Annotated in this window: 19 protein-coding genes; 8 read left to right on the top strand and 11 right to left on the bottom strand. The window is 68.8% G+C overall.

The window, feature by feature from the left end; all coding sequences use genetic code 11:
- The first annotated feature begins 2 nt into the window (after positions 1–2).
- The 4 genes from purT to gap all read left to right on the top strand — a co-directional run bounded on the left by purT (position 3) and on the right by gap (position 5,083).
- On the top strand, positions 3–1,196 hold the full coding sequence (gene purT, locus AC3A3G_RS08450) for a formate-dependent phosphoribosylglycinamide formyltransferase (RefSeq protein WP_487487962.1): 1,194 nt from the start codon (positions 3–5) through the stop codon (positions 1,194–1,196).
- Positions 1,197–1,469: 273 nt separating this feature from the next.
- A complete protein-coding gene (locus tag AC3A3G_RS08445; protein WP_292057151.1) occupies positions 1,470–3,557 on the top strand; it encodes a carbon starvation CstA family protein in 2,088 nt (695 codons plus the stop codon).
- On the top strand, positions 3,550–3,804 hold the full coding sequence (locus tag AC3A3G_RS08440; RefSeq protein ID WP_368924542.1) for a YbdD/YjiX family protein: 255 nt from the start codon (positions 3,550–3,552) through the stop codon (positions 3,802–3,804). Before AC3A3G_RS08445 ends, AC3A3G_RS08440 begins: the two co-directional genes overlap by 8 nt.
- Before the next feature lie 271 nt (positions 3,805–4,075).
- A complete protein-coding gene (gene gap / locus AC3A3G_RS08435; protein ID WP_003165800.1) occupies positions 4,076–5,083 on the top strand; it encodes a type I glyceraldehyde-3-phosphate dehydrogenase in 1,008 nt (335 codons plus the stop codon).
- Positions 5,084–5,129: 46 nt separating this feature from the next.
- Here the strand turns inward: gap and AC3A3G_RS08430 are convergent, their stop codons facing one another.
- Positions 5,130–5,480, bottom strand: coding sequence for an endonuclease domain-containing protein (locus AC3A3G_RS08430; protein WP_368924544.1), 351 nt, complete (start codon positions 5,478–5,480; stop codon positions 5,130–5,132).
- Between the two features lie 74 nt (positions 5,481–5,554).
- On the opposite strand from AC3A3G_RS08430, the gene AC3A3G_RS08425 reads away from it, so the two are divergent.
- Positions 5,555–6,751 carry a phosphoglycerate kinase gene (locus AC3A3G_RS08425; RefSeq protein ID WP_487487961.1) on the top strand — a complete coding sequence of 399 codons (1,197 nt, stop codon included), beginning with the start codon at positions 5,555–5,557 and terminating at the stop codon, positions 6,749–6,751.
- A gap of 52 nt (positions 6,752–6,803) precedes the next feature.
- On the opposite strand, the gene AC3A3G_RS08420 is transcribed toward AC3A3G_RS08425, so the two are convergent.
- A complete protein-coding gene (locus tag AC3A3G_RS08420; protein ID WP_487487960.1) occupies positions 6,804–7,205 on the bottom strand; it encodes a hypothetical protein in 402 nt (133 codons plus the stop codon).
- Between the two features lie 157 nt (positions 7,206–7,362).
- Between AC3A3G_RS08420 and fba the strand changes: the two genes are divergently transcribed.
- A complete protein-coding gene (gene fba / locus AC3A3G_RS08415; RefSeq protein WP_487487959.1) occupies positions 7,363–8,427 on the top strand; it encodes a class II fructose-bisphosphate aldolase in 1,065 nt (354 codons plus the stop codon).
- Between the two features lie 67 nt (positions 8,428–8,494).
- Here the strand turns inward: fba and AC3A3G_RS08410 are convergent, their stop codons facing one another.
- Complete coding sequence (locus tag AC3A3G_RS08410; RefSeq protein WP_088410131.1) at positions 8,495–9,133, bottom strand: DUF2799 domain-containing protein; 639 nt, start codon at positions 9,131–9,133, stop codon at positions 8,495–8,497.
- 72 nt (positions 9,134–9,205) lie between these two features.
- On the opposite strand from AC3A3G_RS08410, the gene AC3A3G_RS08405 reads away from it, so the two are divergent.
- Together AC3A3G_RS08405 and rpoH are read left to right on the top strand one after the other, a co-directional pair.
- On the top strand, positions 9,206–10,210 hold the full coding sequence (locus tag AC3A3G_RS08405) for an RluA family pseudouridine synthase (protein ID WP_487487958.1): 1,005 nt from the start codon (positions 9,206–9,208) through the stop codon (positions 10,208–10,210).
- Positions 10,211–10,443: 233 nt separating this feature from the next.
- The gene (gene rpoH, locus AC3A3G_RS08400; RefSeq protein WP_200168593.1) at positions 10,444–11,328 is read left to right on the top strand and encodes an RNA polymerase sigma factor RpoH; all 885 of its coding nucleotides are present in this window, start codon (positions 10,444–10,446) and stop codon (positions 11,326–11,328) included.
- A gap of 16 nt (positions 11,329–11,344) precedes the next feature.
- Here the strand turns inward: rpoH and AC3A3G_RS08395 are convergent, their stop codons facing one another.
- From AC3A3G_RS08395 to AC3A3G_RS08360, 8 genes are all read right to left on the bottom strand, one after another.
- Positions 11,345–12,151: a response regulator gene (locus tag AC3A3G_RS08395; RefSeq protein ID WP_487487957.1), complete on the bottom strand. Its 807-nt coding sequence runs from the start codon at positions 12,149–12,151 to the stop codon at positions 11,345–11,347.
- A gap of 77 nt (positions 12,152–12,228) precedes the next feature.
- On the bottom strand, positions 12,229–13,524 hold the full coding sequence (locus AC3A3G_RS08390; RefSeq protein WP_487487956.1) for an adenylosuccinate synthase: 1,296 nt from the start codon (positions 13,522–13,524) through the stop codon (positions 12,229–12,231).
- A 78-nt stretch (positions 13,525–13,602) separates the two neighbouring features.
- Positions 13,603–14,763, bottom strand: a complete 1,161-nt coding sequence (locus AC3A3G_RS08385) for a phosphoserine transaminase (RefSeq protein WP_487487955.1) — start codon at positions 14,761–14,763, stop codon at positions 13,603–13,605.
- Between the two features lie 53 nt (positions 14,764–14,816).
- Positions 14,817–15,752 carry a DnaJ C-terminal domain-containing protein gene (locus AC3A3G_RS08380; protein WP_487487954.1) on the bottom strand — a complete coding sequence of 312 codons (936 nt, stop codon included), beginning with the start codon at positions 15,750–15,752 and terminating at the stop codon, positions 14,817–14,819.
- Positions 15,753–15,878: 126 nt separating this feature from the next.
- Positions 15,879–19,556 carry a baseplate multidomain protein megatron gene (locus tag AC3A3G_RS08375; protein ID WP_487487953.1) on the bottom strand — a complete coding sequence of 1,226 codons (3,678 nt, stop codon included), beginning with the start codon at positions 19,554–19,556 and terminating at the stop codon, positions 15,879–15,881.
- 11 nt (positions 19,557–19,567) lie between these two features.
- Positions 19,568–20,188 (bottom strand): C40 family peptidase, encoded by a 621-nt coding sequence (locus AC3A3G_RS08370; RefSeq protein WP_234288845.1) that lies wholly within the window; start codon positions 20,186–20,188, stop codon positions 19,568–19,570.
- Positions 20,185–20,838, bottom strand: a complete 654-nt coding sequence (locus tag AC3A3G_RS08365) for a baseplate hub domain-containing protein (protein ID WP_487487952.1) — start codon at positions 20,836–20,838, stop codon at positions 20,185–20,187. The genes AC3A3G_RS08370 and AC3A3G_RS08365 overlap by 4 nt, the downstream gene beginning before the upstream one ends.
- Before the next feature lie 3 nt (positions 20,839–20,841).
- Positions 20,842–21,453: a phage distal tail protein, Rcc01695 family gene (locus AC3A3G_RS08360; protein ID WP_487487951.1), complete on the bottom strand. Its 612-nt coding sequence runs from the start codon at positions 21,451–21,453 to the stop codon at positions 20,842–20,844.
- Positions 21,454–21,478: the final 25 nt, after the last annotated feature.

Here is a 21,478-nt window from a genome sequence, read left to right as displayed (position 1 = left end):
CCATGAAGATCGGCACGCCGCTTACCGACCACGCCACGCGCGTCATGCTGCTGGGCTCGGGCGAGCTCGGCAAGGAGGTGGCCATCGAGCTGCAACGCCTCGGCGCCGAGGTGATCGCGGTCGATCGCTACGCCAACGCCCCCGCCATGCACGTGGCGCACCGCAGCCACGTCATCCCCATGACCGACCCTCAGGTGCTGAACGGGATCATCATGGCCGAGGCCCCGCACATCATCGTGCCGGAAATCGAGGCCATCGCCACCGACGCCCTGGCGGCGATCGAGGCGGCCGGGCTGGCCCGCGTCATCCCCACGGCCCGAGCCACCCAGCTGACCATGAACCGCGAGGGCATCCGCCGTCTGGCCGCCGAAGAGCTGGGCCTGCCGACCAGCCCCTACGCCTTCGCCGCCTCGGCCGAGGAACTGGCGGCGGGGGCCGAGGCCGTGCGCTTCCCCTGTTTCGTCAAGCCGGTGATGTCGTCCTCGGGCAAGGGCCAGTCCTATGTCGAGGGGCCTGAGGGCGTGGCCGACGCCTGGGCCTATGCCGAAGCGTCGGGGCGGGTCGCGGGCGGCGTCGTCATCGTCGAGGGCAGGATCGACTTCGACTATGAGATCACCCTGCTGACGGTGCGGTCGTTGCGCGACGGCGTGGTCCGTACGGACTTCTGCGCCCCCATCGGCCATCGCCAGCAGAAAGGCGACTATGTCGAGAGCTGGCAGCCGCAGATCATGAGCGAGGCCGCGCTGAAAGCGGCGCAGGACATTGCGGGCAAGGTCACGGACGCCTTGGGCGGCCTCGGCGTGTTCGGCGTCGAACTGTTCGTGAAGGACGACGAGGTCTGGTTCTCGGAAGTGTCGCCGCGCCCGCATGACACCGGACTGGTGACGCTGGCGACGCAGGTCATGAGCGAGTTCGCGCTTCACGCCCGCGCCATCCTGGGCCTGCCCGTGGACGTTTCCTTACGCGAACCGGGCGCCAGCGCCGTCATCTACGGCGGCATGGAGGCCGAGTGCGTGGCGTTCGAGGGCGTGGCCGAGGCCCTGTCGGTCCCGACCGCCGACCTGCGCCTGTTCGGCAAGCCTGAAGCCTATGAGCGTCGCCGCATGGGCGTGGCGCTGGCGCGCGGCGCGCACACGGACGAGGCTCGCCAACGCGCGACCGAAGCGGCGGGCAAGGTGCGGGTGGAGAAACCTTAAGCTCCCTTCTCCCCTTGTGGGAGAAGGTGGCAGGCGGAGCCTGACGGATGAGGGGTGCTTGCGCGCCTTTTCCTGAAAGATCGCTCAACGCCTGCACCTGACATCCACCGTCGCGCTCACACCCCTCATCCGAGCGCCTTCGGCGCCCACCTTCTCCCACAAGGGGAGAAGGACTGGCCAAGCTTCTTCGACTTTTGTCGATTGGCGCCGGGCGCGATTAGGGTCCAAAAAAGGCGAAAGGTCGCATCCAGTCGACCCGGAGGACCGTTCGCCATGGGCAAGCTCAAGACGGCGCTGATTTTCGGCGCCATCGCCATATTGGGGGCCGTGTCCCTCGCCGTCATCGCCCTGCATCAGGGCGAAAGCATCAGCGCCGTATGGATCGTGGTCGCGGCGTTGTGCGTCTACGCCATCGCCTACCGCTTCTACGCCCGCTATCTGGCCGGGAAGGTGCTGGGGCTGAACGCCCGCAGGCCCACGCCCGCCGTGCGGCATAACGACGGGCTGGATTACGTCCCGACGCCCCGTAACGTCCTGTTCGGCCACCATTTCGCGGCCATCGCAGGCGCGGGGCCTCTGGTCGGGCCAGTGCTGGCCGCGCAGATGGGCTATCTGCCCGGCGTGCTGTGGATTCTGGTTGGCGCCGTGCTGGCGGGGGCGGTGCAGGACATGATCGTCCTGTTCATGTCGACCCGGCGCGACGGCCGCTCGCTGGGCGACATGGTCCGCACCGAGATGGGGCCGATCCCCGGCGTCATCGCCCAGGTCGGGGTGCTGATGATCATGGTCATCATCCTGGCGGTGCTGGCCCTGGTGGTGGTCAAGGCCCTGGCCGAGAGCCCCTGGGGCACATTCACCGTCGCCGCCACCATTCCCATCGCCGTCTTCATGGGTCTGTACACCCGCTTTCTGCGGCCCGGCCGCGTGGGCGAGGTGTCGGTCATCGGCGTGGTGCTGCTGGTCCTGGCCATCATCGGCGGCGGCCATATTGCGGCTGATCCCTTCTGGGGTCCGGCCTTCACCCTGTCGGGCACAACGCTGGCCATCGCCATGATGGCCTATGGCTTCATCGCCTCGGTCATTCCGGTGTGGCTGCTGCTGGCCCCGCGCGACTACCTGTCCACCTTCCTGAAGATCGGCGCCATCGTCGCCCTGGCCGTCGGCATATTGATCGTGCGCCCGCACATTCAGATGCCCGCCATCACCCCCTTCATCGACGGCACCGGGCCGGTCTTCTCGGGCGCCCTGTTCCCCTTCCTGTTCATCACCATCGCCTGCGGGGCTGTGTCGGGCTTCCACGCCCTGATCTCGTCCGGCACCACGCCCAAGCTGCTGGAGAACGAGAACCAGATCCCGCTGATCGGCTACGGCGCCATGTTGTGTGAAAGCTTCGTAGCGATCATGGCCCTGATCGCCGCCACCGTGCTGGACCCGGCTGTCTATTTCGCCATGAACAGCCCGGTCGCCGTCATCGGCGACAACGCGGCCTCGGCCGCCGCCGCCGTGGCCCAGTGGGGCTTCCACATCACCCCGGCCGAGCTGGAGCAGCTGGCCAAGGACGTCGGCGAGCACTCCATCCTGTCGCGCGCGGGCGGCGCCCCGACCCTGGCGGTCGGCATGGCGCACATCCTGTCGGGCGTCATCGGCGGCAAGGCCATGATGGCCTTCTGGTATCACTTCGCCATCCTGTTCGAGGCCCTGTTCATCCTGACCACGGTCGATGCGGGCACCCGCGTCTGCCGCTTCATGATCCAGGATCTGCTGGGCATGGCCGTGCCCAAGATGCGCCAGACCCAGTCGTGGACCGGCAACGTCGTGGCCACGGCCCTGACGGTCGGGCTGTGGGGCTATTTCCTCTATACCGGCGTGGTCGACCCTCTGGGCGGGATCAACAGCCTGTGGCCCCTGTTCGGCATCGCCAACCAGATGCTGGCGGCGGTCGCCCTGATCCTGGGCACGGTCGTCCTGTTCAAGATGAAGCGGCACAGGTTCGCCTGGGCCACGGCGGTTCCGGCGGTCTGGCTGCTGATCTGCACCGTCACGGCGGGGCTGCAGAAGCTGTTCCACCCCGACGTGAAGATCGGCTTCCTGGCCCACGCGCGGAAGTATCAGGACGCCATGGCCGCCGGCGACATCCTGGCCCCGGCCAAGACCATCGGCGACATGCACCGGGTCATCGTCAACGACTACGTCAACTCGGCGCTGACGGCGGGCTTCCTGTTCGTGGTGCTGACAGTCGTGGTCTATGGCGTCGGGGCCTGCCTCAAGGCGCTGAAGTCCGACCAGCCGACCGTGGTCGAGACCCCGGCCGCGCACGAGTTGACCCTGGCCGACGAAGCCATGGACATCGCCCGTGCCTAGGCCCTCTTCATCCTCGGCGACGACCGGCGGCGCAGACTTGCTCTGCGCCTGCCGGGACACGCTGGTGCGGTGGGGCAAGGACGCCCGCCGCACCGCCGGGCTGATGATCGGCCAGCCGGATTATGACGCCTATGTCGCCCATGCCGCCGTCACCCACCCGGATCAGGAACCGCTGGACCGCACCGCCTTCTTCCGCCTGCATGAGGCGCGGCGGTTCGGCGAAGGCGGCGGCTTCCGCTGCTGCTGAGGGCGCCGGCCCCTCCCACGCCGTCATCCTCGGGCTTGACCCGAGGATCGGGTGGTCCATCTGCACAACGGCGCAGGGCGAGCGCGTCGCGGCCCTCGATCCTCGGGTCAAGCCCGAGGATGACGGCTATGAAAGGCAGAAGGCACAGCGGCGCCGTCCCCGAACGGTTACACCCGATCATACCTTGTTACGGCGACGGGGTTGCAACCGCGCGCGCTCCGTCCCACTAAGGCGCCCATCATAATCGCCCCTGTTCAGGAGACTGCTCCCCATGACCGTTCGCGTCGCCATCAACGGCTTCGGCCGCATCGGCCGCCTCGTCCTCCGCTCGATCGTCGAGCACGGCCGCAAGGACATCGAGGTCGTGGCGATCAACGACCTGGGTCCGGTCGAGACCAACGCCCACCTGTTCCGCTATGACTCGGTGCACGGCCGCTTCCCCGGCACGGTCACGACCGGCGAGGACTGGATCGACGTCGGCACGGGCAAGATCAAGGTCACGGCCGAGCGCGACCCCGCCAACCTGCCGCACGCCGAGTTGAAGGTCGACATCGCCCTGGAATGCACGGGCATCTTCACGTCGAAGGACAAGGCCTCGGCCCACCTGAAGGCGGGCGCCAAGCGCGTGCTGGTCTCGGCCCCGGCCGACAACGCCGACAAGACCATCGTCTTCAAGGTCAACCATGAGACGCTGACGGCCGACGACATCGTCGTCTCCAACGGCTCGTGCACGACCAACGCCCTGGCCCCGGTGGCCAAGGTGCTGCACGACCTGTTCGGCATCGAGCGTGGCTACATGACCACCATCCACGCCTACACCGGCGACCAGCCGACGCTGGATACGATGCACAAGGATCTGTACCGCGGCCGCGCCGCCGCCCTGAGCATGATCCCGACCTCGACCGGCGCCGCCAAGGCCCTGGGCCTGGTCCTGCCGGAACTGAAGGGCAAGCTGGACGGCTCGTCGATCCGCGTCCCGACCCCGAACGTCTCGGTCGTCGACCTGAAGGTCGTCGCCGGTCGTGAAGTCACCGTCGAGGAAATCAACGCCGCCCTGCTGGCCGCCGCGAACGGCCCGATGAGCGGCGTCCTGGCCACGACTACCGACCCGCTGGTCTCGGTCGACCTGAACCACGTCGCCGCCTCCTCGACCGCCGCCCTGCCGCAAACGCAGGTCGTCGACGGCAAGCTGGCCCGCGTCCTGACCTGGTACGACAACGAGTGGGGCTTCGCGACCCGCATGGCCGACACCGCCCTGGTGATGGCGAAGTTCCTGTAATCTGAAACCACCGCTCTCGACCCTTCTCCCCTTGTGGGAGAAGGTGTCAGGCGGAGCCTGACGGATGAGGGGGCTGACGCGCCGCATGATGCCTGACTGCATCCAGAACCAGATTCGGATTCGTCAGCACGGCCTCATTGCCGAAGCGCAGGACGGTAAAGCCTCGCCGCTCAAGGTCCGCATCGCGCGCAGCGTCCTCGGCTATGCGCACTCTATGCACGCCGCCGTCCAGTTCGATCACCAACCTGAGTTCATAGCAGCAGAAGTCAGCGATCCAGCGCCCGATGCGGGTCTGTCGCCGGAACTTGTGCGCCTCAAACCCTCGACCGCGCAGGATGCGCCACATCGCCGCCTCGGCGGGCGTCATCGTCGCTCTCAGTCGCTGCGTCTGGTTCAACGCCCCCTCATCCGGCTCGCTCTGCGAGCCACCTTCTCCCACGAGGGGAGAAGGAAGAACAGAGATACGCCATCATGACCTTCCGCACCCTCGACGACGTTTCCGACCTTTCGGGCAAGGCCGCCCTGGTCCGCGTGGACTTCAACGTGCCGATGGAGGACGGGAACGTCACCGACGACACCCGTCTCAAGGCCGCTCTGCCGACTATCCACCGCCTGCGCGAGGCGGGCGCCAAGGTGGTGCTGCTGGCCCACTTCGACCGGCCCAAGGGCGAGCGCGTGCCGTCGATGAGCCTGAAGCCTGTCGTTCAACCGCTGGAGCTGCTGTTGCACGGCCCCGTGCGCTTCGCCGACGACTGCGTGGGCGACGAGGCCAAGGCCGCCGTGGCTGACCTGGACGCCGGCGGCGTGCTGCTGCTGGAGAACGTCCGCTTCTACAAGGGCGAGGAAAAGAACGACCCGGCCTTCGCCGCTCAACTGGCGGAACTGGGCGACCTCTACGTCAACGACGCCTTCTCGGCCGCGCACCGCGCCCACGCCTCGACCGAAGGCCTGGCCCGCCTGCTGCCCGCCTATGCCGGTTGCGCCATGGCGCGCGAGCTTGAGGCGCTGGATGCGGCGCTCGGCAAGCCGCAGAAGCCGGTCATCGGCATCGTCGGCGGCGCCAAGGTCTCGACCAAGCTGGACCTGCTGAAGAACCTGGTCGCCAAGCTGGACTACCTGGCCATCGGCGGCGGCATGGCCAACACCTTCCTGTTCGCCCAGGGCGTCGATGTCGGCGGTTCGCTGTGCGAGAAGGATCTGGCCGACACCGCCCGTGAGATCATCGAGGAAGCCCGCCGTCAGGGCTGCGAACTGCTGCTGCCGGTCGACGTCGTGGTGGCCAAAGGCGTCAAGCCGGGCATCGAGTCGGGCGTGCGCGCTCTGGATCGCATCGCCGCCGACGACCTGATCCTGGACGCTGGGCCTGAGACGGTCGCCCGTCTGAACCGCGCCATGGACCTGTCCAAGACCCTGATCTGGAACGGTCCGCTGGGCGTGTTCGAGGTTCCGCCCTTCGACAAGGCCACGGTCGAAGCCGCCAAGCACGCCGCTGAACTGGCCAAGTCGGGCAAGCTGGTCGCCGTGGCCGGCGGCGGCGACACGGTCGCGGCCCTGAACCACGCGGGCACGGCCGACGACATGACCTTCGTCTCCACTGCGGGCGGCGCCTTCCTGGAATGGATGGAGGGCAAGGTTCTGCCGGGCGTCGAGGCCCTGCGCGCCGCCTAAAAAACGTCAAGGCGAGGGCTGTTCGCGGCCCTCGCCTCTGATGCCTGAAGCTTTAGTCTTCGCCGTCCATGTCGACGGCGCGCGCGACCAGATCGCGCCACGTCGGATCGGTGTCGTCCACCAGATCGACGTCATCCAGCAGGGCCACCGCCCCGCCGCCGTCGGGCAGAATCAGCCCCAGCACCTGCATCAGTTCGCCGTCAGGCCCGACATGGGCCTCGGCCTGAACGATCACAGCCGCCTGCTCGCCGTCGTCTTCCCACCAGATGACCGTCTGGGGCAGCTCCATGTCGATGACGCGCGCATCCTCGGTGTCGCCCAGAGCAAAGACCGCCTTGCCCGCCTGAACGTCGTCCAGCGTCGCCACAGCCCCGTTGAAAGGCGTCAGCCGCGACCAGTCGTCGACGTCGAAACCGCCGCCGTCTTCATCCAGCGCATCGTCGTTCTGGCTCATCGCCGCTCCTTGGTCAGACACGCCCGAGGCGTCGCGTCCACTTAGAGGCTGCGCGTCCAAAGTCCACCACGCTTGCGCCCTGTCACATCGGCGTGACTTCCCCCGCCCGACCAGCTAAGACCTCGGGCAAAATCATATCTGGTTCAGGAGACTACCCATGGCGCGCATCACGCTGCGACAACTGCTCGACCACGCGGCGGAGCACGACTACGGCCTGCCCGCCTATAACATCAACAACATGGAGCAGGGCCTGGCCATCATGGAGGCCGCCGACGCCGTCAACGCGCCGGTCATCATCCAGGCCTCGCGCGGCGCCCGCTCCTACGCCAACGACGTCGTCCTGGCCAAGCTGATCGACGCCCTGGCCGAACTGTATCCGCACATCCCGGTCTGTATGCACCAGGACCACGGCAACGGCCCGGCGACCTGCGCCACCGCCATCCAGTACGGCTTCACCTCGGTGATGATGGACGGCTCGCTGGAAGAAGACGCCAAGACCCCCGCCTCCTACGAGTACAACGTCGAAGTGACGCGCCGCGTCACCGAGATGGCCCACAGCTGCGGCGTCTCGGTCGAGGGCGAACTGGGCGTGCTGGGCTCGCTGGAAACCGGCATGGGCGAGGCCGAAGACGGCCACGGCTTCGAAGGCAAGCTGGACCACTCGGCCCTGCTGACCGACCCGGATCAGGCCGTTGACTTCGTCAAGGCCACCAAGGTCGACGCCCTGGCCATCGCCATGGGCACCTCGCACGGCGCCTATAAGTTCACGCGCAAGCCGGACGGCGAAGTCCTGGCCATGAACGTGATCGAGGAGATCCACCGCCGCCTGCCGAACACCCACCTGGTGATGCACGGCTCGTCCTCGGTGCCGCAGGACCTGCAGGACATCATCAACGCCTATGGCGGCCAGATGCCCCAGACCTGGGGCGTGCCGGTCGAAGAGATCCAGCGCGGCATCAAGAACGGCGTGCGCAAGGTCAACATCGACACCGACAACCGCATGGCCATGACCGGCGCCATCCGCAAGCTGCTGACCGAGAAGCCGGGCGAGTTCGATCCCCGCGCCTATCTGAAGCCCGCCAAGGAAGCCATGCGCAAGCTGTGCCAGGAGCGCTATCTGCAGTTCGGCTGCGAAGGTCAGGCCTCCAAGATCAAGCCCCTGTCCACGGCTCAGATGGCCAAGCGCTACGCCGGCGGCGAACTGGACCCGCGCATCGGCTGATCGCCGGTCGCATCACCATCAGATTGAAACGCCCGCCTCCATCGACCGGAGGCGGGCGTTTTCATGTTCACCAGACCCCGTAACGGCCATCGAGCATACGGCGCACAGTCCGCAGTTCGACCTCAGCGTAGCGCAGGTCGTCCTCGGCCCGGCGCGCGGAGCGATGCGCGTCGTCCAGTTCGCCCTCGACCTCGCGAATGCGGTTGCGGATACGCTGGCGCTCTTCGGAGGTCAGGCCTTCCTGACGCAGTTCACGCCGCTTGGCGTCCAGCTTGTCCTCACGGCTTTCGATGCGACGGATCGCCGAGTTCAGCGCGCTTTCGGCCGAAGAGACCGCCTGCTCGACCTCATACAACTGCCGTCCGTCGCGATGCGCGGGCACGAAGGCTCGTTCTTCCGCCGGGGAACAGACGCCCTGATAGGTGCCGCCCGCACGCCCGGCGCGGAAGCCGTTCTCCCAGGTGCAATAGGTCCGCAGCCCATCCTCGCGCGCCGCCATATAGGCGCTCATGTTCGGGGTCACGCCATGCTTGGCGCAGGCCTTGGCGTGGTCATGCAGACGGCTGGATGGATGCCCTTCGGCCCCATCGCGATAGCCCTGTCCGCCCCAGTCGCCGACCAGGCACTGGCCCTCGCTCATCGTGGCGCAGCCCGACAACAGGACGACGCTGGATGCCGCAACGACGGCGACGGTCAGCAACTTCATTTAGGCCTCTCCACAACAGCCGCGCTCGAGGTCCGATGACGCCTCTTCACGCAAGCCATGCTATTTCACACCATGGCTGATGAACCTTTACTGTCGGAAGACGACGAAGCGCCCGAATTGCTCAACGCGCGCATCGACGCGCCCGGCGTGCGTCTGGACAAGGCCCTCGCCGAGGCCTTCCCAACCCTGTCCCGCGCCCGACTCCAGGCCCTGCTGGCCGAAGGCGCCGTCACTCGCGACGGCCAGGTCGTCTCAAGCGGGTCGGCCAAGGCGCAGGCAGGACTCTACGCCGTCGCCTTGCCGCCCGTCGCCCCGGCGACGCCCCAGCCCGAAGCCATCCCCCTGACGGTGCTGTTCGAGGACGCCGATCTGATCGTCATCGACAAGGCGCCCGGCATGGCCGCCCATCCGGCCCCCGGCTGCGAGACCGGCACCCTGGTCAACGCCCTGCTGGCCCACTGCGGCGACAGTCTGTCCGGCATCGGCGGCGTGGCCCGCCCCGGCATCGTCCACCGCCTCGACAAGGACACCTCGGGCGTCATGGTCGCCGCCAAGTCCGACCGCGCCCACGCAGGGCTGTCCGCCCTGTTCGCCGCCCACGACATCGAGCGCACCTATGTGGCCCTCACGCGCGGCGCGCCCTCGCCCGAAAAGGGTCGCATCCAGACCCAGATCGGCCGTTCCAGCGGCGACCGCAAGAAGATGGCCGTGCTGCGCTCCGGCGGACGCGAGGCGATCACCGACTATGTGGTTCAGCAGACCTTCGGCCGCCCGGCCAAGGCCTCGACCGCCCCGCTAGCCGCTCGCGTCGCCTGCACCCTGCACACCGGCCGCACCCACCAGATCCGCGTCCACATGGCGTCCAAGGGCGCGCCCCTGCTCGGCGACCCCGTCTACGGCTCAGGCAGTCCGGCGGCTGCCGTCCGCGCCGCCGTCGAGGCGTCCGACTTGAAACGCCAGGCCCTGCACGCCGCCGTCCTCGGCTTCATCCACCCCGTCACCGGCGAAGCCCTCCGCTTCGAAACCGCCCCGCCCGAGGACATGCTGCGGCTGGAAGCCCTGCTCAGCGAACTCTGACGCTTTGGCGCGCCGTCGCGTCTGCGCCAAACTGTCCGCTTTATTAGCAACAACATCTGTGCTAGATAATCGCCACGACGGACGACCAGCGCGGTCGCCGCCGAATTGAGACAATCCGCCCCTTTCGCTCCGGGCAACGGATTCCCATCTTATCAGTTGAGGGGCGAGGTGATGATGCACGTCATGTGGTCAAAGCCGCGGCGCCTGCTCTAGCATTCGGTCGGAGGGACCACATGGCCAATACCACGCTGACGGTGATGTCGCCTGAACAGGGACTGTCCCGTTATCTCACGGAAATCCGTAAGTTTCCGATGCTGACCAAGGATGAGGAGTTCATGCTCGCCAAGCGGTGGAGCGAACACCAGGATCCTGAGGCCGCCCACCGTCTCGTGACCTCTCACCTGCGCCTCGTGGCCAAGATCGCCATGGGTTATCGCGGCTACGGCCTGCCGATCGGCGAGGTGATCTCCGAGGGCAACGTCGGCCTGATGCAGGCCGTCAAGAAATTCGATCCCGACAAGGGCTTCCGCCTGGCGACCTACGCCATGTGGTGGATCCGCGCCTCGATCCAGGAATACATCCTGCGCTCCTGGTCCCTCGTGAAGATGGGCACCACGGCGGCGCAGAAGAAGCTCTTCTTCAACCTGCGCAAGGCCAAGAGCCAGATCTCGGCCTTCGAGGAAGGCGACCTGCACCCGGAACACCTGGCGGCCATCGCCACCAAGCTGGGCGTGTCGGAAGAAGAAGTCACCAACATGAACCGCCGTCTCGGCGGCGACGCCTCGCTGAACGCCCCGCTGCGCGCGGACGGCGAAAGCGAGTGGCAGGACTGGCTGGCCGACGACAACGCCGTCAGCCAGGAGACCCAACTCGCCGAAGACGAGGAAAAGTCGATCCGCATGAGCCTGCTGCAAGAGGCCATGGAGGAACTGACCGACCGCGAGAAGCACATCCTGACCGAACGTCGCCTCAAGGACGACCCGGTCACGCTGGAAGAGCTCGCCGGCCAGTACGGCGTCAGCCGTGAGCGCGTGCGTCAGATCGAGGTACGCGCCTTCGAAAAACTGCAGAAGGCCATGCGCGCTGCGGCCGAAGAACGGAACCTGGTCGACGCCTGACGTCGACCGCGGCTCACTACCCCGCCCGCGCCAGGGTCTCGGGCGGCGCCAGCTTCAGCACCGCCTGAACCGGCGCCGTCAGCGCGGCTTTCGTCGGCGCCCCGGCGGCCAGCACCGTATCCAGCCCCGCCGCGGCGATCGCCAGCGGCGCGTCGCCGGTCTTGATGGCCAGCGCCTTCAACGTCTCGGCCTGCTGCTTAATGGCTCGCACGGCCTGCATCGGATCGCTGTCGAACTGCGTCAGGGCCGAGAACAGGATCCGCATCGCCTGATCCTTGACGGCCACCGCGGCCTCGGCGCCGGAACGCGGCTTGTCCGCCTTGCGCTTCTGCGGTCCGGCGTAGTCGTCCGAGTTGAAGCGCCGCCGGTCCGGGCCGACATAGCCCACCGCCTCGACCCAGTCGCGCGGCTTGGTCGCCAGGTTCTCGATCCGACGTTGCAGATCGCCGCTGGTGAAAGGTTTTCTCAGGAACTCGTGCACGCCGGAATCCCGCGCGCCCTTGATGGCGCTGGCGGTCGCCTCGGCCGTCACCATGATGATCGGCGCGCGTCGGCACGACAGGCTGGAGCGACGGATGCGCCGCACCAGGGCCTCCCCGTCCAGCTTCGGACCCGCCCGCTCGGTGCAGATCAGGCCCGGCTCCATCTCGCGCGCCAGCTCCAGCACCCGCGCCTCGTCGCCCTCGACCACGATCTCGCGCGATCCGAACCCCTTCAACAGGTCCATCAGCAGGCGCGCGGCGGCGGGATTGGGATCAACGATCAGCACGCGCCGAACCACCGGCGCGATCCTCTGTATCGTTTTGGCGTCTAGGGCGAACACGGGGCGAGCTCCATTCCAGAGCCCGACCCTATGCCCCACGGGTTAAGGCGATGTTGCCTCGACCCAAAAATGTAAACTTAGCCTTGGAACGGATCGCGCATCAGAATGGTGTCGTCGCGCTCGGGGCTGGTCGACAGCAGGGCCACCGGCGCGCCGATCAGCTCCTCGATCCGCCGCACATACTTCAGCGCATGGGCGTTCAGATCCTTAAAGCTGCGGACGCCAGCCGTGCTCTCGTTCCAGCCTTCCAGCTCCTCGAACACCGGCTCAGCCGAGGCCTGATCCTTCAGGCTGGACGGCAGATAATCCAGCACCTCGCCGTTGATGCGATAGCCGACGCAGATCTTCAGCGTCTTCAACCCGTCCAGCACGTCCAGCTTGGTCAGGGCGATGCCGTCGATGCCGTTGATCGCCACCGACTGGCGCACCAGCACCGCGTCGAACCAGCCGCAACGCCGCGCCCGGCCGGTGTTCACGCCGACCTCGCGACCGACCACGGCCAGATGCTCGCCGACCTCGTCGTTCAGTTCGCAGGCGAAGGGGCCTTCGCCGACGCGGGTCGTATAGGCCTTCACGATGCCCAGCACATAGCCGACGCCGCGCGGGCCCACGCCCGACCCCGCCGCCGCCTGTCCGGCGATGGTGTTGGAGCTGGTCACATAGGGATAGGTGCCGTGATCCACGTCCAGGAAGGCGCCCTGCGCACCCTCGAACAGCACCCGCTTGCCCGCCTTCTGGGCCTGATCCAGCATGCGCCACGCCGGCTTGACGTAGGGCAGGATCTTCGGCGCGATCTCCAGCAGTTGCGCCAGCAGCGCCGCCGGGTCGATCGGCTCCAGCCCCAGACCCGCACGCAGCGGATCGTGGTGCGAGCGCAGGCGGTCGATCTTGATCTTCAGGTCGTCTTCATTGGCCAGGTCGCAGACGCGGATGGCGCGGCGGCCGACCTTGTCCTCATAGGCCGGGCCGATGCCGCGGCCGGTCGTGCCGATCTTGGCGCCCGGCGCGCTGGCGGCGGCCTCGCGCGCCACGTCCAGCGCCGGGTGGATCGGCAGGATCAGGCAGGCGTTGTCGGCGATGGTCAGGATGTCGGGGGTGATGGCCACGCCCTGGGCCTGGATCTTCTCGATCTCGCCGACCAGGTGCCAGGGATCGACGACCACGCCGTTGCCGATGATCGAGGGCTTGCCCTGCACCACGCCCGAGGGCAGCAGCGCCAGCTTGTAGACCTTGCCGTCGACGACCAGCGTATGCCCGGCGTTATGGCCGCCCTGGAACCGCACGACCATGTCGGCCCGGTTCGACAACCAGTCGACAATCTTGCCCTTGCCCTCGTCGCCCCATTGGGCGCCGACCACCGCGACGTTAGCCAAGACCGTTTCTCCGCAATCCAGAATGCGGTGGGAGCCTATAACCCCTGAATCGTCCGGAGTCGCCCCGAAGGTGCAGATTTATCCGGCCAGCTCACACACCGCCGTCTGAAACGCCCATTCCAGCCACGGCGTCGCGGCCACGACATCCGCCGTCTCGACCGTACAGCCGCACCACAGGCGCAGGCCCGGCGGGGCGTTGCGGTGCGGCTCCATGTCATAGACCGCCCCCTCGCCTTCCAGCAGAGCCTTGAACCGCGTCACAAAGGCCCTCTGCCCCGCCTCGTCCAGCGCCGTCACGCGCGGATCGACGAACTTCAGACAGACCGAAGTGGTCGAGCGAATGTCCGGCCGGTTGGGCAGGAAGGCGATCCACTCCGTCCGCTCCACCCATTCGGCCAGGGCCGCATAGTTGGCGTTCGTGCGCGCGATTAGGGCGGGCAGGCCACCTTCGGCCTTCGCCCAGTCCAGGGCGTCGATCCAGTCCTCGATGGTCAGGACCGAGAAGGTATTCATCACCACCCCGTCCGCCAGCGTCCGGTCGAACCCCTTCTTGTCGGCGATGCGCAGCACCTTCGGCACCGCCCGATCCGGCCGATAGCTGTCCAGCCGCGCCACCGCCCGCGGCGACAACACCATCACCCCGATGCCCGCCTCGCCGCCCAGCGCCTTCTGGAAGCTGAAGGTCGTCACATCCAGCTTGTCCCACGGCAGGTCCATCGCAAACGCCGCCGAGGTCGCGTCGCAGATGGTCAGCCCCTCGCGGTCGTCAGCGATCCAGTCGCCGTCCGGCACGCGCACGCCCGAGGTCGTGCCGTTCCACGGAAACACCACGTCCTTCTTCGGATCGACCTTCGACAGGTCCGGCAACTCGCCCCACGGCGCCGTCAGGGCTTCGGGCTCCAGCCCCAGATGCGTCTTCACGTCCGCCAGCCAGGTCAGGCCGAAATTCTCATAGGCGATCACCTGCACCGGGCGCTCGCCCAGCATGCACCACAGCGCCGCCTCGACCGCCCCGGTGTCCGAACCGGGCGTGTAGAGCATGACATAGTCGTCCGGCGGGCTCAGCACTTCGCGCGTCAGCTTCAGCCCATGCGCAAACCGCTCGGCCACCTCCGGCGCGCGGATGCCCCGGCCCATCAGATTGGTCGGCAGCCCCGCCAACGACCAGCCCGGACGCTTGGCCGTCGGCCCGGCCGAGAACCAGGGGCGAGCGGGCTTGGCGGCAGGCTTGGGCGTCATGACGGTCTCTACAGTCTCGGGGAGGAGAAGAAGGAAGCTAGGCCCTTAGGCCATCAACGGCTGGGCTTATAGGGCCGGCGTTCACGCCATTCGGTCGCAAACCGGACCAGTTCGTCGTCCGGCGTCTCGGGCAGCGTCACCACCAGCTTGGCCAGCAGATCGCCGCGCTTGCCGTTCGCATAGGCGCCGCGCCCCTTCAGCCGCAGCACCTTGCCCGAGTTCGAGCCCTTGGGGATGGTCATCATCACCGCGCCCTCGGGCGTCGGCACCTGGATCTTGCCGCCCAGCACCGCGTCTGGAACCGACACCGCCAGATCCATCGTCAGATCGGCGCCGTCGCGCTTGAACACCGGATGCGGCTGGATGCGCAGTTCGATCAGGGCGTCGCCCGCCTGACCGCCCCGCCCCGGCGCGCCCTGCCCCTTCAACCGGATCACCTGACCTTCGGAAGCGCCCTTGGGAATGGCCACATCCAGCATCCGCCCGTCCGAGAACTGGATGCGCCGCGTCGTCCCGGCGATGGCGTCTTCAAGGCTGATGTCCAGGGTGGCGCGCACGTCCTGGCCGCGCCCGCCGCCGAACCCACGCCCGGCCCCACGCCCGCCGCCGCCGAAAGCGCCGAAAATCTCTTCCAGATCGATGTCGTCGAAGCTGGCCCGGCCGCCGGGGCCGCCCTCGCCGCGCCCGCCGAAGCCGAAGCCCCCGAAACCGCCGCCGCCCGGCCGTCCGCCCTGCGCCCCGCCGCCGAAGCCGCGAAACTGCTCGCGTCCGTCGGCGTCGATCTCGCCGCGATCATACTTCGCTCGCTTCTCGGCGTCGCCCAACAGGTCGAAGGCGGCGGTGATGCGTTTGAACCGTTCCTCGGCGGCCTTGTCGCCGGGGTTCTTGTCGGGGTGCAGTTCCTTGGCCAGCTTGCGGAACGCCTTCTTGATCTCGTCCGCGCTCGCGCCCTTGGAAACGCCCAGTTCCTGATAGGGATCGCCAGCCAATTTTCGCTCCACTCGGATCAATACGGACCAGAGCGTCAGTTAAGCCATGCGCCCGCCCGCCGAAAGGGGCGAGGATGGTTTCCTCATGTTGCAACACCCTCTCCCGGCGGGAGAGGGCCTTGTATCTCACAACCCCGACACCGCCTCCGCCCCCCAGCCATACCCTTCGCCCCACTGAGCCACAGCAACCCGGACGCCCGTCCCGACGCCGCCCGGAAAGTCCCCCGCGACCTCAGCCGCCCCATAGACAGCCTCCAACCCCTCGACTTCCCAGACCCGGCGCTCGGCATCCCCGTCCAGCACCCGCACCCGAAACCGCCTCGGATCGACCTCGACCGGCTCGCCTTCCCAACCGTCGCCGCTCAGACGCACGCGCGACAGCCAGCTCAACCGCCATCCGCCGCCCCCCGGCCTCGCCTTCAGGTGCGCCGGTCGCCACGGCGCCGCGTTCCGGTTGCTCCAGACGAAGCCGACCTCCGTCGTCCCCGCCCCGCCCGGCGGCGAACCCACAGGCCCCGCCCGCCAGATCCGCGGCAATCCGCGCTCGACCGCATCCACCTCAGCCCGCGCCATGCCGCGCTCCAGCACCACGACCAGCGCCCCCGCTTCCGCCCCGCGCGCCGCCGCGCTTTCCGTTCCCTGCTGCCCGCGCAACAGACCGCTCAACCGCCACACGTCGCCGCCGACCAGCTCGGCCCGGCGGAACTGCACCAGCTCCCACCCATCCGCACTGCGCACCGCCAGCAGATTGGCGCCCGACAGCACCGCCTCAGCCGCCCGGCTTTGCGGCGCCTGTCCCTCGATCCGCACGCTCAGCACGCCCGTCTCGTCCCAGCGCCCGACCACGCCGGGTCGCAAGCGCGCCGTCAGCGTCCCCACCGTCGCGGGCGTCTCCACCACCGCCCTTGGCGTCAGGCTGTCGACCGAGACCCCGCCATGCAGCGCCATCGGCGTCCACGGCTCAGCCGCCGCCACGACCACCGGCCGCCCGTCCGCCTCCTCGCCCGGCAGCGGCGGCAGGTCCAACAGCATCAGGAACGGCGCCCCCGGCGTTCCCGCCCCGCCGCCGTCTCCGCGCCAATCCTCGGGCGCGTCCACGACAGACACTTCGACCACCGGCGCCAGCACCGCGCTGGGCGTCTCGTCCCAGTCCAGCCGCTCGACGCGCCAATCGCCCGCACGCCCCTCCACCGCCGTCACATCGCCCGGCTCCAGCCTCAGCGCCTCCAGCGGCCCCAGCTTCAACGTCAGCCGCTCGGCCGCCTCGCCCGCCAACAGCCGCTGCGCCGCCGCCGTCGCCAGCCCGGCCCCGACCACGGCGGGCAGGGCCGCATCCACGCCGCCGCCCTCGCCGTCGCCGCGCACCGTCACCGCGCCCAGCTGATAGTCCGCCGCCTCGTCGATAAACCGCAGCCGCGCCGCGCCCGGCCGAGGCGTCAGCCGGCGATCCGCCGCCTCGCTCCCGCCCTTGTCGGGCAGGGCCAGCGCCGCCTGATGCAGCGTCATCTCCCGCGCCGTCTCGCCCAGCACGGCCACCCGACCATCCCGCTCGGCCGTCGTCGCCCCCAGCGCCTGCACCAGCGGCGCGAGCGCATCCTTCGTCGCCATCGGCCGGTCGATGACATAGCCCGTCACCCTGCCGTCCACCGCCCCGACCGTAAAGTCCGTCTCGCTCAGCCCGCCGCGCTTCAGGATCGCCTCGATCAGCCCGCGCGCATCGCCGCCCATCCGCCCGTTCAGCCAGTGCCCCGTGCGCCAGGCGCCCGCGTCCGCCCACACTTCACCCAGCGCCGGAAAGGCCGGATAAGGCCGCGCGTCCCAGCACCAGACATCCGCACCCTGCAGCATCGGCCCGCCATAGACGCCCGAGATCGGATTGTTCATCGGCTGCGCATAATGCCCCAGCACCGCCTCGATCAGCCGCCGCTGCATCCGGTCGTCGCGGGCGCCCGTAGAATGCGGCGGCAGGGCGTTCTCACTGCTCTTCGGGTCTTGGAACAGGTTGGGCGCATTGCCCCCACGATCCACCGCCGCACAGCCGAACTCGGTCAGCCGGATCGGCTTCATCCCCGGAACCCAGGCCGTCGACGCCGCCTGCCGCACGCCGCCCACGCGCTCATGGTGCGCGTTCGACCACCAGCCCTTAATATCCTTGTAGCGCCAGATCCAGTCCTCGCCGTGCGCGCCATCCTCGATCGGCGTCCGCGTCTGCGCCGCCCGATCCGCCGCGCTGGCGTAGAACCAGTCATATCCCTCGCCGCCCGCCACCTGCGCCGCCAGATAGGCCGGGTCCGACGGCCCCTTGAAATCTTCGGCGTCCCGCCCGCCGGCGCCCCCGCGCCAGTCGCCCATCGGCGGATACCAGTCGATGCCGACGTAATCGATGTTCGGGTCCGCCCATAGCGGATCCAGGTGAAACCTTGCCTCTCCCTCCCTCTGCCAGCCGAAATATTCCGACCAGTCGGCGGCGTAGCTCAGCTTGATCCGCGACCCGACCACCGCCCGGCACTCCGCCGCCAACGCCCGGAACTGCGCCACCGCCGGAAAGTCCCCGTCCGCATCGCGCGTCCAGGTCAGCCCTCGCATCTCCGAGCCGATCAGCAGGCCGTCCGCCCCCTCCTCCGCAGCGATGCGGGCGTAGTGCAGCGCCAGCCGCCGCAAGCCCCAGCCGCCCGCCGTCCCGAACAGGGCCGCGACCTCCGCCGTCGCCCCCGCCCCGTCCGTCCCCGTGATCCGCCCCCGCCACGGATAGCCGGGGCAGTCCATGAAGACGAAGGGATACAGCGTCACCTCCAGTCCGCGCGCCTTCAACGCCCGGATCGCCTGCCGCACGCTCTGATCCGACGGCGTGCCGCCATAGGCCGGACCATCCTCGACCTGAGAGATCAGATGCGCGTCCGCCCGCTCGACCCCGGCCACGCGCCAGACCAGCGGCTCGGTCGGCTTCTGACGCCGCTCCACCCCCGGCCGGATGCGGCAATGGCTCATGCGTATGTCGTCGCCGAACCAGCCGACCACCAGGCTGACCCGTTTCAGCCTCGGCGCCTGGGCCGTCAACTGATCCAGCGACGCCTCCAGATCCGTCTGCCCCGCCGTCAGATGCACGTTCTCGGGCGTCGATTTCGTCAGCCCCTCGCGCCGCATCACCGGTTCCGTCGCCAGGCAGAACTCGCCCGCGCCGGGGATCAGGCACACGCCCTCCAGCCGGTCCTCCATCTGCGGTTCGGCGCCCTGCGGCCGCCGGAACACCTCGAACGCAAGCTGCGGCGGCCGGTCGCCATAGGCGTCCAGCGGCAGATCCTCGAACACCACATAGGCTGTCCCGCGATAAGCGGGCGCCCGCCCCTCCACCGCCTCGATCAACGGATCCGGCGTCTGATCCTCGGTCCCGCGATGCAGGCGCATGGTCACGCCCGCCATGTCCATCGGCTGACCGTCGGCCCAGATACGTCCCACCCCGTCGATCTCGCCCTCGCACAGGGCCACGGCGAAGCTCAGGGAATAGGCGTAGTCGACCGTCTTGCCCGCCTTGCCGCCCGACCGCTTCTCCTTGCGCTCCAGAAACCGCGCGGCCCAGATCACCTGCCCGACCACCCGCGCCCGCCCGAAGACGCAGGCCATCGGCGCCCCCTCGGCCGAGGATTGCAGCTTCAGCCCCTCCAGCCTCGGCCCGACCTGCCGCGCGGGCGACAATCCAGCGACCAGCCTGTCGTCCAGCGCCCGCCCCAGCAGGCCCCCAGCCAACAGGCCCAGGCTGCTGACGCCCGCCATGCCCCCAAGGCCGCCCAGCAGCACCTGCGCCATCGTCTACTCCTTCAAATTCCCGCCAAGGGTTCAGGCCAGCGAAAGGCCGCAACCAGCCGCCGTCGCCACCACGGCCCCATCCAGCTTTCGACGACCGAGCGCCCCCAATAGGCGTGGATCATCCGTCGCTCCGGTCCTTCAACCGCGCTCAACACCGCGCAGTGTTTGGCCGGCGCGCCCGCCGCCATGCGGAACAGCAGCACGTCGCCCAGCCCCGCCCGCTCCGGCGATATCTCCATCAGCCAGCGCCGCGCCGCCGACCACAACGCCTCCTCGCCCCCGACCTCGGCCCAGTCAGGGCGATAGGGCGGCGGCGCCTCCGGCTCCTCGCCCATCACCTCGCGCCAGACCCCGCGCACCAGCCCCAGACAGTCCGCCCCCTCGCCCTTCACGCTGGCCTGATGCCGATAGGGCGTCCCCAGCCACCCCCGCGCCGCCGCCACGACCCGCGCGCGCGCGCGCCACGCCTCTCCCTCCCCTTCATGGGGAGGGTGGTCGCGCAGCGACCGGGTGAGGAGGGCTTGCTGATAAGGACTCGGCGCCTGAACAGCCCCGCCGCCCTCACCCGGCTTCGGCTCCGCCTCAGCCACCCTCCCCATGAAGGGGCGGGAGAGATCAGCGCCCGCCCTCATCGCCTGCGGCTCCCGCCGTCATTGCGCCCGCTTACCGGCCGCGCGGTCAGGAAGTCCTCGCCCGGCACATCCGGAAACCCCTGGAAATTCACTCCATTGCCGAAGACGCCCACACACGTCGCCCACCGCTTGTCGCAACTGCGCCCCGCAACCGCCGCCGCGCCCAATCGGCAACGCCCGTCGCCCAGCACCGCGTCGCAGCCCCGGCCATAGGTCCGCCCGACCACCCGCTCCAGGGCCGCCATCGGCCCGTTCAGGTCGGCGATGAATCGCCCCTCCTCGCGCCGTATCCGCGCCAGCCGCCCCGTCCACAGCCGCACCTTCAGGTCCGGCCGCATCCAGTCCACGCGCCACAGCTCGACCTCGGCGGCGTCATACTGCCCCGCCGCTATGTCCTCTTCGGTGATCGCCGCATCATCCAGTCCGCCAGACGCCGACAGCGCCCCCGCCGCCAACCCGACCTCGCCCTCGCCCGCTCCGCCGGTCCAGCCGCTGGCCGCCCGGCACGCCACGCCCTCTAGCTCCAGATCGCGGTCATGATCGGTGAAGCCCATCGCCCGCCCATCCGCCCGCCTCAACAGCCAGACATGACACAGCGTCGCCGCCCCGCTCTCGATGCGGGCGGCCAGTTCATCCGGAACATTGCGCATGGCTCAGATCCGCACCTCGATCAGCGGCATGGCGACCATCCGCCCGGCGCCGAAGCTCTCCAGCGTCACCTCCATCCGATCCGCGTCAAACCGCACCGGCACGTCGAAGGCGAACCCCGCCGTCACCGGCGCGCCTTGAGGCGGCGCCGTCGCCAGCGTCACCCGCCCCGTCGTCGTCTCCAGATTGAAGGCCGCGGTCTCCACGCCCGCCACGGCCACGCGCACCGATCCCTCCACCGGCTTGGCGATGACCCGCCGGTGATCCCCATAGGCCTTGCTCAGTTGAAAGACGCGCGCCTGCCCGTCTCCAGTCCCGATCGCCTGATCCAGCGATGTCACGGCCGCCCCCGGCGCCCCGCTCCTGAAGTCCGCGAAGTCGCGAAACCGGAACCCGTGCAGCCGCCCGCGCCGCGCCTCGAAAAACGCCGTCAGCGCCGCCATGTCGTCCAGCGACCGCAGACCCGCCCCGATCAGATACCGCCTGCGCCCGTCCGCCCAGGGCGTCGAGCGCCGCTCGAACCCCGAGGCGAGCGTCGTGATCTCCGTCCTGCGCTCGACCCCGCCGGTCGAGCCGAACGCCAGCCGCGCGGGCAGGCGCACCTCATGAAAGGCCATGCGTCCTCGCTAGTTTGATGTGGAT

The sequence above is a fragment of the Brevundimonas sp. Soil_N_31 genome, from assembly GCF_057655995.1.
The sequence above is the reverse complement of the archived record's forward strand: the minus strand, read 5'-3'. Positions and strand labels throughout refer to the sequence as shown.

What these genes read in the sequence shown, in the direction of transcription:
- AC3A3G_RS08375 (WP_487487953.1), bottom strand. Translation starts at nt 19,556, where the DNA reads ATGGCGCAGGTGCTGCTGGGCGGCCTTGGGGGCATGGCGGGCGTCAGC.
- AC3A3G_RS08360 (WP_487487951.1), bottom strand. Translation starts at nt 21,453, where the DNA reads ATGGCCTTTCATGAGGTGCGCCTGCCCGCGCGGCTGGCGTTCGGCTCG.
- AC3A3G_RS08445 (WP_292057151.1), top strand. Translation starts at nt 1,470, where the DNA reads ATGGGCAAGCTCAAGACGGCGCTGATTTTCGGCGCCATCGCCATATTG.
- AC3A3G_RS08410 (WP_088410131.1), bottom strand. Translation starts at nt 9,133, where the DNA reads ATGAAGTTGCTGACCGTCGCCGTCGTTGCGGCATCCAGCGTCGTCCTG.
- AC3A3G_RS08405 (WP_487487958.1), top strand. Translation starts at nt 9,206, where the DNA reads ATGGCTGATGAACCTTTACTGTCGGAAGACGACGAAGCGCCCGAATTG.
- AC3A3G_RS08385 (WP_487487955.1), bottom strand. Translation starts at nt 14,763, where the DNA reads ATGACGCCCAAGCCTGCCGCCAAGCCCGCTCGCCCCTGGTTCTCGGCC.
- fba (WP_487487959.1), top strand. Translation starts at nt 7,363, where the DNA reads ATGGCGCGCATCACGCTGCGACAACTGCTCGACCACGCGGCGGAGCAC.
- purT (WP_487487962.1), top strand. Translation starts at nt 3, where the DNA reads ATGAAGATCGGCACGCCGCTTACCGACCACGCCACGCGCGTCATGCTG.
- gap (WP_003165800.1), top strand. Translation starts at nt 4,076, where the DNA reads ATGACCGTTCGCGTCGCCATCAACGGCTTCGGCCGCATCGGCCGCCTC.
- AC3A3G_RS08365 (WP_487487952.1), bottom strand. Translation starts at nt 20,838, where the DNA reads ATGCGCAATGTTCCGGATGAACTGGCCGCCCGCATCGAGAGCGGGGCG.
- AC3A3G_RS08425 (WP_487487961.1), top strand. Translation starts at nt 5,555, where the DNA reads ATGACCTTCCGCACCCTCGACGACGTTTCCGACCTTTCGGGCAAGGCC.
- AC3A3G_RS08420 (WP_487487960.1), bottom strand. Translation starts at nt 7,205, where the DNA reads ATGAGCCAGAACGACGATGCGCTGGATGAAGACGGCGGCGGTTTCGAC.
- rpoH (WP_200168593.1), top strand. Translation starts at nt 10,444, where the DNA reads ATGGCCAATACCACGCTGACGGTGATGTCGCCTGAACAGGGACTGTCC.
- AC3A3G_RS08370 (WP_234288845.1), bottom strand. Translation starts at nt 20,188, where the DNA reads ATGAGGGCGGGCGCTGATCTCTCCCGCCCCTTCATGGGGAGGGTGGCT.